8 protein-coding genes are annotated in these 12,357 nt (G+C 75.4%); 2 read left to right on the top strand and 6 right to left on the bottom strand.

The features are described from left to right. Positions 1–74 precede the first annotated feature (74 nt). The 4 genes from ACZ60X_RS16795 to ACZ60X_RS16780 form a co-directional block, all read right to left on the bottom strand. On the bottom strand, positions 75–2,570 hold the full coding sequence (locus ACZ60X_RS16795) for a SpoIIE family protein phosphatase (protein ID WP_469598825.1): 2,496 nt from the start codon (positions 2,568–2,570) through the stop codon (positions 75–77). Between the two features lie 89 nt (positions 2,571–2,659). After that, positions 2,660–3,400, bottom strand: a complete 741-nt coding sequence (locus ACZ60X_RS16790) for a 2-phosphosulfolactate phosphatase (protein WP_469598823.1) — start codon at positions 3,398–3,400, stop codon at positions 2,660–2,662. Between the two features lie 66 nt (positions 3,401–3,466). Beyond that, the gene (locus ACZ60X_RS16785; protein WP_469598821.1) at positions 3,467–3,754 is read right to left on the bottom strand and encodes a hypothetical protein; all 288 of its coding nucleotides are present in this window, start codon (positions 3,752–3,754) and stop codon (positions 3,467–3,469) included. Positions 3,755–3,788: 34 nt separating this feature from the next. Next, positions 3,789–5,006, bottom strand: a complete 1,218-nt coding sequence (locus ACZ60X_RS16780; RefSeq protein ID WP_469598819.1) for a hypothetical protein — start codon at positions 5,004–5,006, stop codon at positions 3,789–3,791. A gap of 483 nt (positions 5,007–5,489) precedes the next feature. On the opposite strand from ACZ60X_RS16780, the gene ACZ60X_RS16775 reads away from it, so the two are divergent. After that, a complete protein-coding gene (locus ACZ60X_RS16775) occupies positions 5,490–7,154 on the top strand; it encodes a hypothetical protein (RefSeq protein WP_469598817.1) in 1,665 nt (554 codons plus the stop codon). Between the two features lie 143 nt (positions 7,155–7,297). On the opposite strand, the gene ACZ60X_RS16770 is transcribed toward ACZ60X_RS16775, so the two are convergent. Next, positions 7,298–8,662, bottom strand: a complete 1,365-nt coding sequence (locus ACZ60X_RS16770) for an FAD-dependent oxidoreductase (RefSeq protein WP_469598814.1) — start codon at positions 8,660–8,662, stop codon at positions 7,298–7,300. A 210-nt stretch (positions 8,663–8,872) separates the two neighbouring features. Between ACZ60X_RS16770 and ACZ60X_RS16765 the strand changes: the two genes are divergently transcribed. Next, positions 8,873–9,934 (top strand): NAD-dependent epimerase/dehydratase family protein, encoded by a 1,062-nt coding sequence (locus ACZ60X_RS16765; protein WP_469598812.1) that lies wholly within the window; start codon positions 8,873–8,875, stop codon positions 9,932–9,934. Between the two features lie 40 nt (positions 9,935–9,974). On the opposite strand, the gene ACZ60X_RS16760 is transcribed toward ACZ60X_RS16765, so the two are convergent. After that, entirely contained in the window at positions 9,975–12,038 is a 2,064-nt protein-coding gene (locus ACZ60X_RS16760; RefSeq protein ID WP_469598810.1) for a C40 family peptidase, read from the bottom strand. Positions 12,039–12,357 lie beyond the last annotated feature (319 nt).

The following is a 12,357-nucleotide window of genomic DNA, read 5'->3' as shown; positions in this document are numbered from 1 at the left end:
TCTACACTGCCCGGCGCGCTCAGGCGAGACCATGACCGCCGATGACGGCCGCCGTTCGGGGCCACGGCCCGCGGTCACGGGGGAGCCGAACGGCGGGCGGCGAGCAGCAGCGCCACGTCATCGGGGCGGTCGGTGGCGTGCCGGGCGGTGGCGGTCAGCCGGTCGGCGACCCCCGCCAGCGACCGGCCGCCGCGCCGCCCCGCGGCGGCCCCGGCCCTGCCGAGCGCCAGCCGCAGCGCCGTGATGCCGTCGTCGATGTCGGCACCGGGCCGCTCCACCAGCCCGTCCGTGTACAGGGCGAGGATCGCGTCCGGCTCCAGCAGCAGCGAGGCCACCGGGTACCGGGCGTGCGGATCCACCCCGAGGACGACCCCGCCGGGCAGGTCCAGCACCCGGGTCCCGCCGTCGGGGGAGCGCAGCAGCGGCGGCGGATGCCCCGCCCGGGCGACCACGGCCCGGCCGGTGGCCGGGTCCAGGCGCAGGTAGCAGCAGCTGGCGAACTGGCCGGGGTCGAGGTCGATCAGCAGCCGGTTCGTGCCGCTCATCACCTCGTCCGGCGGCCGGTCGCCCAGCGCGAACGCGCGCACGGCACTGCGCAGCTGACCCATCGTGGCCGCCGCCTGCACCCCGTGCCCCTGCACGTCGCCGATCACGAGCGCGATCCCGGCCCCGGCCTCGACCACGTCGTACCAGTCGCCGCCCACGTCCATGCCCTGGGTGCCCGGCAGGTAGCGGCCCGCGGTCTCCACCCGCGGGTGCGCCGACAGCCGGTGCGGCAGCAGGGCCTGCTGCAGGCCGCGGGCGAGGGCCGCCTCGTTCTCGTAGCGCTGTGCCCGCTCCATGGCGTGCGCGATCAGTCCGGCGAGCGCGGTGAGCACCGCCCGCTCCTCGGTGCTGATCCGGCGCGAGCGGTCGAAGCCCAGGATGCACGAGCCGACCGGCCGGCCGGAGGCGATCAGCGGCAGGAAGGCGCGGGCGCCCTCGTCGGCGTCCAGCGGCATGCCCGGATACGCGGACGCCATGTGGTGCATCGACTCGAAGAACAGCGGACGGCCCGTGGTCAGGCACTCCACGCCGGGCACGTGCGCGTCCAGCCCGATCCCCTCGAACGGCGCGAGGAACCCCTGCGGGAAGCCGCTCTCCCAGGCCAGGTACAGATGCCGGTCCTGGAGCAGGTAGAGGGCGAGGCGCCGGCCGCCGAACGCGGGCAGCAGCTCCCGCATCACCACCGCCGACACCTGCCGGGCGGTCACCGCGTCCGTCAGCGCGATGGCCAGCGCGATCGGCCGGTACAGCGGCTCCATCGCCTGCTCCGGCGGGCCCTTCGCCAGCTGCGCCTCGGGCACCGGACCGGCCGGTGTGTCCATGCGGCTGGCCGGTACCAGCGTGCAGGTCAGCAGATCCGCGCCGGGATGCACCGACACGGCGAGCCAGTCGCCGTCGGCGCCCTCCTCGCCGGGACCGGGCGGGCGCCGCGCGTGGAAGTGCACCGGATCCGCGGCGAGCAGCGCGCCGCGCAGATGATCGTCGTACGGCGGTCCCGTCAGCCACGGCATCGCCTCCCACAGCCGCTGCCCGAGCAGCCACCCGCGCTCCCGCCCGGTCAGCCGCGCCGCCGCGTCGTTGACGTACACGATCTGCCCCAGCCGGTCGAGGCAGAACACCCCCTGCGGCAGCAGGTCCGCCGCGCCGTCCGCGGTGGCCGCGGGGCCGGGGTCGAACACGATCCCGCCGACCCGCCCGGCCGCTGCGTCCTCCGCGGCCGGCCACAGGTCCAGCAGCCGGGGCGCGCCGTCCCGCGACCGCAGGCTCATCGGCGCGCCGGGCGGCTTCCCGGCGGCAGTCTGGCGCAGCGCGGTCAGGATCCGGTCCGCGTCGACCGGGGCGACGGCGTCCGCGAGCGCCTGGTCCGTCCCCGCGAACTCGCCCGGACGCAGCCCGAGCAGGGCGTGCAACCGGTCGTCGGCGCGCACCGCGCAGGTGGCCGGGTCCCAGCTGAACCGCCCGACGGCGGCCTGCGTGGCGCGGCTCGCGGGCGGTCGTACGCACAGCGGCTCGGCGTCCCAGACGATCACGCCCGGGTCCCCGGCGGCGAGTCCCAGCAACTCGGCGCCCAGCCCCTCCGCGAGCCGGGCGAGCACCTCCTGGTCCGGAGGCTCGTCAGCGCCGTCCGCCACCGCCGGGCGCAGCACCGTGAGGACGCCGAGCGGCTCACTCCCGCCCGGCACCGGCACGTGCACCGACCCGAAGGGGAAGGGCAGACCCGCGGCGAACTGCGGATACCTGCGCACCGTCTCGGCGGCGTTCGCCAGCACCACCCGCACGCCGAGGCGGTAGGCGTCGGCCACGGGGAAGGGCCGGCCGACGTGCAGCCGCCACCAGGGGCGGAACAGCGGCCCGGGCAGCCCGGTGAGCACCGCGAGCCGCAGCAGGCCCGGCGTGCCGGAGCGCAGGTAGACACCCGCCACCCGGCCGCCCCCCGCGCCGAGCGCGCCGGTCGAGGCGTCGGCCAGCAGTGCGGCCAGCCTGATCCGCGTACCGGCGGCCTGCCCGCCGCCGCTCCCCGCCATCGGTTCTACCTTCGTCCTGTGCGTCTTCTGAGTGGCTGACACAGCAAGAATGCGCCCGCGGGAGCGGGGAACGCACCTGGGCGCGGGCCTCAGCCGTCGGCGGACGGCCGGGCGGTCCCGGGGTGCGCACCGCCGTCGCCGACGCCGGCCACGCCGACCGGGCGCAGCTCCAGCCGCCCGTCCGTGCGGCCGGCCCGCATGGCGAACGGGAAGGTGTCCGCGGCCAGGCACATCGCCACGTCCTCGGGGTGCACGCCCGTCCAGCCGCGCCGTACGCCGTCCGCGAGCCGCGCGGCGGCGTCGGAGTGCCGGGCCCGGTCGAGATACGGACCCGGCTCGGTGCCGCCCGCGCGGACGCGGTCGGCGATGTACTCGGCGCAGGGGAGGTCCTCCTCGGCCCGCCCGCCGTCCCCGGTGACGACGAAGGTCACCGTGCGGGGCCGGGCCCGCCGCAGCAGCTCGGCGGTCGCGCCGGCCACCACGAAGCTCGCGCACAGCAGCAGCCCGGCGTCCGCCACGGCCAGCGCCCCGGCCGTCCCCGCGGTGGTCTTCTGCACGACGGTACGACCGCGCACGTCCAGTGCGCGCAGCCGGGCGGGGGAGTTGGCCAGGTCGAAGCCCGGCACCGGCGCTCCGTCCTGGAACGCCAGCCAGCCGGGGTGGCGGGCCTTCAGTTCCAGGGCCTCCTCCTGGGTGGCGGCGAACACGATCCGCTCGGCGCCGCGCCGAAACGCCCAGGCGGCCACGGTGAACGCGCGCATGACATCGACGACCACGGCCACGTCCGGAGCGGTCGGCGTACGGGGTATGCCGGTGAACTCGCTCTGCATCGCCCCATGATGGGCCACCCGTGCGGTGGGCGGGGCTGTTCCCGCCGGGCCGGCGGGAGCGAGCGCTCAGGGCCCCTCCGGACCCCGGAGCGGGGGCCGGGCGGCGCGCAGGCTGCGCAGCGCGAGGAGCAGGACGGCGATGTCGTCCAGGCAGACCGGACCGGGCAGCAGGTCGGTGGGGAGCAGCAGGTAGGCGATCGCGCCCCAGAACACCCGGCGCGGGCCCGTGGGCAGCCCGGCCCGGCGCAGTGTGTTCCGGGTCCGCACCAGCCGCACCAGCAGGCCGACGGCGACGGCGAACAGGGCCGCCGCGACGCCGGCGCCGAGCGCGAGCAGGGTCGTCGGGGCGTCCACGCTACGAGAGGGCTACGGCCCGGTGGCGGCGGGGTCAGGCCGTGCGGTCGGTGGCGCCGCCCTCGGCCGCGTGACCGGCGGGTGCGTCCGGTGCGCCGTCCGCGGCGGTGCCGGCCGGCGCTCGCGGGGTGGGGGCCTGCTGCCGAGGGCCCTTGGGCGTGAGCCGCAGCCGCTCGAAGGTCCGGGTCAGCTGCTGCAGCGCCCCTGGGGTGCGGGGCGCGGGCCGCGCTTGCGGCAGCGCGGGCGCGGGCACGTCTCGGTAGGCGGCCAGCGCCGCCAGGGCCTGCTCGGCCGCGTCCTTGTACAGGTCCCGGGACTTCGTCATCGCCTCCAGTGCCTCGGCGTACCGGGCGACCAGCTGCCGCTCGCGCTCCAGCTCCTCGCGCAGGGTCATCAGCGTCCAGTTGTCACGCAGGTCGGCCAGCGCCTCCTCCGCCTCCTGGGGCAGCGGGCGTGGCTGGGCGGCGAAGTGCCGCAGCGCGGCGAAGAGTTCGGCCGGCTCCGAGCCGTCCAGGAAGACGCTGCGCACCCGGTGCTCCGCGCCGTCGTACCCCTCGGGCGCGGGGTCCGGCGGCAGCAGCACGGCGCCGCCGCGCGGGACCTCGACGCCGAGGTCCTTCAGCGCGTAGTTGACCGCGCGGAACTGGTGCGGGGCGGCCCGGTGCTCCACCACGCGGTGCCGCAGCCCGGGCGGCAGCAGCCGGGCCAGCGGCAGCCGGCCCTGCTCGTCCGGGGTCATCGCCTCGTGCACGACGACGTTGACGCACCAGCCCTCGCGGGCCGCCTCCCGCAGCCGGCGGCGCATCTCCTTGTCGTCCGGGGGCAGCGGGTTGACCTGCCGCAGGCGTAGGCCGGTGACCGTGGCGTGGTGGTCCCAGCAGCCGTCGTCGCCCTCGGCGGCCCCGCCCTCCGGCCAGAACAGGGTCGCGGGGGAGGGCCACCGCTCGTCCCAGGGACGCTCCGCCTCGGCGAGGAGCCGCCACTCGTGCCCCTGGGGCCGTCCCGCGTGCGGGACGAGAGTGAGCCGGGCCCGCACGGTCACCGTGCCGGCGGCCCGCCAGCGCGCCTCGAAGACGCGTCCGGTCGAGCCCTCGGGCACGGGGGGTTCGGTGAAGTCGTCGATGTCCCCGCTCTCCTTGTGCCGGCGCAGGGCGCGGCGCACGACCTCGTCGGGAGTGGTACCGGTGTGGCGGCCGCGGACCGCCCAGAGGGTCTGCGGGAAGGCGGCGTGGTCGGTGGCGGAGTTCGACATGGGCCAATCTGCTGATGGGGGCGGGTGAGCTTCCCAGTATCACCGCTCGGCCGCGACGTGTGTCGTCCGGGGCCGCAAGGCGGCGCGTGGCGGATCGCGCGCGCCCGGGCGCGCGGGGGTGCGCGCCGTACACACGGGGTGCGCGCGGAACGCGTCGGGTGATCGCCGCACGCCCGTGGTCCAGCCCCGCCAGGGCACCCACAATGGTCCGGCGAGCGGGGCCCGCCCGCCCATCCGCTCAGGGGCGGGCCCCGCTCTCACCACCGGGCATTTCCTCCTTCCCGCGTCCTTGCCCGTGCGCGGGACGAGCCGCCAAGCGCGGCGTCGCCGCGGGCCCCGGCCTGTGGTTCCTGGTCGGCTCACCGGCGGGCGGGACGATCGTCGCGGAGCCGTTGTCCGTCGTCATGCCCGCGCCGCTGGGCCGCCCGCCGGCACCTGCGGCTGACCACCTCGGAGGAGGAACGCGCCGCACTGCGGGCACTGTTGGAGACCTGGCGCGGACAGCCCTTCGCCGCGCCCGGCGGCGCCTGGCGCACCGGCCGGGCACCGCTGGCCGCCCTGGCCGCCGCGCCGGGTGCGGCGGCCGGCCCCGAGCGCGGCGGCCTCGCCCGCTTCGTCCAGCCCGCCACGGACCCCGCCCCCGAGGGCACCGAGGACGAGCGGACGGTCACCGTCACCGGGGACGACGGCGCACGCCTCACCCGCCTACGGGAGCTGACCGACCGGCACGGCCCGCTCCCGCTGACCCCCGAGGCCCTGACCGTCTTCTGCCGGCGCACCGGCGTACGGCGCTGCGTCGCCGCCCTCGTCCTCGGCGCACTCCCGCGCCGGGCGCGGCACGACGAGCACACCAGGATGCTGCGCTCCGCGCCGTACAAGGCGCACAAGGCCGCGGCCGCGGAGTACGACGATTTCTGCCACCGCCTCGGCGAGCGGGGCCGGCGCGCGGTGCTCGCCGCCGGCGTCCCCGAGGACCCGGCCGACCTGTGGAGCCCGCAGGGGCTGAGCCGGGCCGCGCAGCGCATGGCCGAGGTCTGGGCCGGCCTGCTCGGCGCGCGGCCGTACGCCGACGAGGAACTGGCCGACGCCCTGGAGACGGACCTGGGCCTGCCCGCGGACTGGGCCCGCGCCCTGCCCGCCGGGCGGCAGCCCACCGAGGAGACCGGGACCGTGCTGGTGGGCAGCCGCAACGGGGGACTCGTCGCGCGCCCGGTGCTCACCGACGGCTCGCTCGGGGAGTGGACATGGGGCGACCGGGCGCCGTACGTCCAGGCGCTGTCGGTGATCGCGTGGGCGCTGACCGAGCGGCCCGTCGGCGATCCGGCGGCCGAGGGCGCGCTGCGGCTGCACGCGGCGCTGCGGGCCCGGTTCGCCGATCCAGGCACGCTCATCGAGCTGACCGGGCACCGCGCGCTGGCCGAGGTCGTCGCGGCCGACCCGGCGTTCCGGCCGTACGCGGGCACGGTGCTGCCCTGCCCGGATCCGCTGCACGACGGAGTGACCGAGACGGCGGCCGCGGTGGACGACGGCGTGTTCGTGGTGGCGTCCCCGAAGGGCGACAGGTTCCTGCGCCCGGCCGCTCTCGCCCGACCCGAGGGCGTGGCACGGGCCTTGGAGGTGTGCGACCGCACGGGCATACCCTGGCTCCGGCTGGGCGTGGAGCGGTTGCGGGCGGTACTGGACGGGCTGGCCAGGATGGCCGACCGTGCCGCCACCACCCCCGTGCCGGCCGGGAGCTACGAGGCGAATCCCGCGCTCAGCGTGCCGGATCTGGTGGACGCCACCGCGCGCCGGCTGGGCGTCGGCCCCGACGCGGCCGCGCTCCACCTCCAGTTGCGCGCGCTCGCCCGGCCCACCGACCGGGCCGTGCGCCACTGGAACGGCTGGACGGCGGCCCGGCACAAGGCGGCGCAGGCGGAGCTGGTGGCGGTGGGCGCGGTCGAGACCGGTCGCCGGGCCCGGGCGGGGCGCACCGTGTTCCCGCGCGACACCTGGGAGGCCCTGGGAGCACCCCATCTGCCGCTGGAGAGCGGCAAGTTGGCCACCCATCTGGCCTCGGCGGCGGGGAAGTCCGTGCTCGGACCGTTCGTGCGCCTGCTGCCCCCGGTGCCGCTGCACGAGCTGTTCGCACGGGCGGCGGAGGGCTGAGCGAAAGCGACCGGACGCGGCGAGGGGGCCGGCGCTCACGGCGCCGGCCCCCTTGAAGCCGCATGCGTCGCCAGGGTCGCCCGGAGTCCGGCTCGGAGCCGCACGGGTCCCTGGGGCTGCCCGGTCTGCCCGGGGCCCGGGACTTACGCCCCGCTCTCCCGCAGCATGTCCTCACGCTCGACGATCTTCACGCGCTCGCGGCCCTGCGGCTCACCCAGCGCGCGCTCGGCGGCGTCCAGTTTGTACCAGCCCTCCCAGGTGGTGAAGCGGACCTGACGCTCGGCGAGGAAGGCCTCGACGGCCTCCGGCTCCGGCGAGGCCGGGGTGTGCAGACGGCCGTGGGCGTGGTCGTCCAGCAGGTTGGCGACGGTCTCGTTGGCGTCGCCCTTGGTGTGGCCGATCAGGCCGACGGGGCCGCGCCGGATCCAGCCGGTGACGTAGGTGGACTGCAGAGGGGTGCCGCCCTCCTCGATGACGCGGCCGCCCTCGTCCGGGACGGTGCCCGAGTCGATGTCCCAGGGCAGCTTCGGCAGCTTCTCGGAGAGGTAGCCGACGGCGCGGTAGACGGCCGTGACGTCCCAGTCCTTGAACTCGCCCGTGGCCTTGACGTTGCCGGTGCCGTCGAGGGCGGTGCGCTCGGTGCGCAGGCCGACGACCTTGCCGTCCTCGCCGAGGATCTCCGTGGGGGACTCGAAGAAGTGCAGGAACAGCTTGTGCGGTCGGTCGCCGACGTCGCGTATCGCCCAGTTCTCCAGCGTCTTGGCGACCATGTCGGCCTGCTTGTTGCCGCGCCGGGTCTCGATCGAGCCCTCGTCGTAGTCGATGTCCTCGGGGTCGACGATGACCTCGATGTTGGGGGAGTGGTCCAGCTCGCGCAGTTCCATGGGGCTGAACTTCGCCTGGGCCGGGCCCCGGCGGCCGAAGACATGGATCTCCACGGCCTTGTTCGCCTTCAGGCCGTCGTAGACGTTCGGCGGGATCTCGGTCGGCAGCAGTTCGTCCGCGGTCTTGGCGAGGACGCGGGCCACGTCGAGGGCGACGTTGCCGACACCGAGCACGGCGACCTTCTCGGCCTCCAGTGGCCAGGTGCGCGGCACGTCCGGGTGGCCGTCGTACCAGGAGACGAAGTCGGCGGCGCCGTAGGAGCCGTCCAGGTCGATGCCGGGGATCGGCAGTTCGCGGTCGGCCATCGCGCCGGTGGAGAAGATCACCGCGTCGTAGAAGTCGCGCAGGTCGTCCAGGCTGATGTCGGTCGGGTAGTCGACGTTGCCGAACAGCCGGATCTGCGGCTTGTCGAGCACCTGGTGCAGGGCGGTGACGATGCCCTTGATGCGGGGGTGGTCGGGGGCGACGCCGTACCGGATCAGACCGAACGGGGCGGGCATCCGCTCGAAGAGGTCGACGGAGACGCCGGGGCCGGCGGCCACCTCGGACTTGAGCAGGGCGTCGGCGGCGTAGATCCCGGCGGGACCGGCTCCGACGATGGCTACCCGCAGGGGGCGCGGCATGATCAGGTTCCCTTCGAACGTGGACAGTCGGCTCGAATGGGAAGAAGCCTAAACTAAGGCAGACCTAAGTCAGTACAGGGGTCTCGTCTATGACCTCATAAGGTGATCTTATGGCCTGTGCGGGGGTTTCCTTGTGGGCGCGGCCCCGGGATCCTGCCCGGAGGCCGCGGCGACCGGCGCCGGGGCGGTGCGGCGAAGGGGTGAGGCGGCGTGGGCGCACCCGCGGGGGCGACGGTGGCGGTGACCGGCGGCAGCGGCTTCGTCGGCAGTCACCTGGTACGACGCCTGCTGGAACGGGACTACCAGGTGCGCGCGACGGTGCGCAACACCTCCGACGCCCGCAAGGTGCGCCCGCTGTGGGAACTGCAGGAGGCCTTCCCCGGCCGACTCGCCCTCTTCCGGGCCGACCTGCTGGAGGAGGGCTCGTTCGAGGAGGCGTTCGCCGGCTGTGCGACCGTCTTCCACGTGGCTTCGCCGTTCCTGATGCCGGAACGCATCCGCCACGGGCGGCGGGACGTCGTGGAGCCGGCGCTGCTCGGCACCCGCAACGTCCTGGCCGCCGTCGAACGGACCGATGAGGTCCGGACCCTGGTGTTCACCTCGACCGTCGGCGCGATCTTCGGCGACTACGCCGACGTGCTCGCGATGGACGGCCAGGTGCTGTCGGAACGCTACTTCAACACCACCAGCACGCTCGCGAACAACCCCTACCACTACGCCAAGACCCTCGCGGAACGCGCCGCCTGGCAGCGGGCGGCCGCGCAGGACCGCTGGCGCATGGTGTCGGTCAACCCCGGGCTGATCCTCGGCCCCTCGTTCACCCCGGCCTCCGACTCCGGCAGCCTCTTCCTGCTGGACGAGCTGTTCCGGGGCTGTTTCTGCTACGGGGCACCGGACTTCAGCTTCACCACCGCCGACGTCCGGGACGTGGCCGACGCGCACATCGCGGCGGCGGAGAGACCCGCGGCGCACGGCCGTTACATCGTGGCCGCCGAGACCATGGCGTCGTTCCACGAGATCTCCCGCGTCATCCGCGCGCACCATCCCCGCGACCTGCGGCTGCCGCGCACCAGGCTCCCGCACTGGCCCGTCAGGGTCCTGGGCCCCGCCTTCGGCCTCACCCAGGACTACATCAGCAAGCACCTCGGCATCCGCTTCCACGTCGACAACAGCCGCAGCGTCCACGAACTCGGCCTGAGCTACCGGCCGTTGGCGGAGACCCTGCTCGACCACTACGAGAGCCGGCGCGCACACCGGCGCCGGCACGGCTGACCACGTCCCGGCGCGCGCTGCCGGCCCCCGCAGGGCCGCGTCAGGCGGGCCGTACGATCCGGTGAATCGCCGCTTCCCCGGCCCCGTAGATCGACTCCTCGCGGATCGTCGACCCCGGTCCCGGCGCGTGGACCATCATGCCGCCGCCGACGTGCAGACCCACATGCCGGTCGTCGTCGAAGAAGAGGACCAGATCACCGGGTTCGATGTCGGCGAGCGTGACCGGAGTACCGGCGAGCGCCTGTTCGTGCGCGGCCCGCGGCACCGCGACCCCGGCGGCCCGCCAGGCGGCCTGCGTCAGGCTGGAGCAGTCGTACGACCCCGGCCCCATCGCACCCCATACGCACGGTTTTCCGATCTGCGCCCGGGCGAACGCGATGGCCCGTGCGGCCCGGGACGACTCGGGCGTCGGGGCGGGGGCGGCAGCGGCAGGCGCCGCCGTCGGGTACGGGAGGGGGCTGATGCCGGTGGCGGCGGCGGTGCCGGTGGTGGTAGGAGGCGCGGCGGTTGCCGGGGACGGGAAGGAGCCGGTGGTGGCCGAAGCACTGGGGGCCGGCCAGAGGGGTGCGGCGGGTGTCCGTGGGGCCTCCGGCGAGACGGCCGGGGCCGACCACTGCGGCTGTTGCCACTGACCGATTGCCTGGCCGGTCCGGGCGACATCGGCCGGTGCCACCGTGACGGGCGTCTGAGGTACCGCCGTTGCCGCTGTCACGAGGCGGGCGATGTGCCGGGAGAGGATGTCGCTCGCCGCCGCCAGCTTGCGTTGGTTGCTCGCCTTCGACGTGACCGGGGAAGGCCGGCCGGGCACGCCGGCTCCCCGCAGGACCCCGGGTTCCGGGACCGGCGCGGCCGGAGCGGCGGCCTGTCGGACGACGGGCACCACGTCGGTGTCACCGGCAGGCCGGCCCACCGGCACGCTCTGCGCCCCGAGGGGCAGCAGGGCCGTCATCTCCCCCACTCCGGGCACCATCAGCCCCGTGACGCCCGGTGCGCCCGGCGCCATGAGGGCCGCCGCTTCTTGCGTGCCAGGGGGCATGAAGGCTGGGGCATCCTGCGCCCCAGGGGTCATCAGGGCCGCCACGTCTTGCGGATCAGGAGCGAACGTGGCCGCTCCCCGCTGGCCAGCGGGCGCCATCAGGACGGCCGCATCCGGCAGACCTTGAGCCACCAGGGCCGCGGCTCCTTGCGTGCCGGGCGCCATCCATGCTGCGGTCTCCGGCCTGCCCGGTGTCGTGGGGGCGGCGGTTTCTTGCGTGTCGGGTGTCAGCCATGCTGCGGTCTCCGGCCTGCCCGGTGTCGTGGGGGCGGCGGTTCCTTGCGCGCCGGGCGGCATCCACGCCGCCGCGCCCGCCGTGACCGGTGCCGTAGCGGGTGCCGCGCCCTGCTCGAAGGTGGTCGGCAAGGCCGCGGTGTCCTGTGCCTCGGGCACCATGAGGGCCGTGGTCTGCCACGTGCCGGGAGTCGGCAACGGCGTATCCGCGCGCCCACCGGAGGCGGTCGCCGCCGCCGGTCCCTGGGCCCCCCACGGCGGCACGCTCCCGGTCGGCGTGCCAGGAGCCGTTGCCTCGGATGCGCTCCGGCCGCCGGGCTGCCCGGAACCACCGCTCGTTCCGGTCGCAGCACCGAGCCCGCCTGGCAGTTCGGGACGGCGGGGGCTCGTCTGCAGGGCGGTCTGAGGCGCGCCCGGTGAATCCGGGACGGGGCCGCCGGCAGGCAGTTCGGCGAGGGCGCGCCGATCGGTGGGTTCCAGCTCCGGGCGGCGGGCGGACAGGCCCGCGCCCAGCGCGTCACGCGCGAGGGCGGCGTCCCCGGGCCCGTCGCCGAGGCGCGCGGGCGTCGGCGGGAGTCCGGGGAGCCGGTCGGCGGAGAGGGCTGCGGGGACCGTCGGGCCGAGCTTGGCGCGGGCCGCGTCGAACCACTGCCGGGCCATCTCGTCCAGCGCGGGATCCGGCCGGCGCCCCGACCGCTTGGCCAGCGGCACGCCACGCGAACGCGTCACCGACGCCATGGCACGGGTCGCGTTGAAGTTCCCGGTCTCGTTCTCGGCCCGGTCGTAGAGGGAAGCGATCCGCTGCCGAACCTCGTCGCGGCTTTCCGGCGCCATGGAAGACGTGCTCCTTCCTTGCCCCACAGGACAGTTGGGCCGTTTCTCGTCCGGCTGAGCCGGGCGGCCTCGCGTCAACCTAGCCAAGGTGTGTGCCTCGTGTGAAGGTCGGAGTGTGGAATGTCCGATACGTAATTGTGATGTTCGCGATGATGTTCGAGAGGGAAAGGGCAGGGGCCGTGAGCGCGCGGTGAATTCGCGATCCTGTTGAACGCCACGTGGCCATCTTCCGTAAGGGGCAGGGGAGTTTCGTGCCGCCGGTCGGTCGCCCGCGCCGCACCGCTTGTGGGAGCGCTCCCGTGCGGCCCAGGATGGCGGC

The organism is Streptomyces sp. NPDC104106 (genome assembly GCF_055584345.1).
This window is presented reverse-complemented; position numbering and strand designations above follow the sequence as displayed.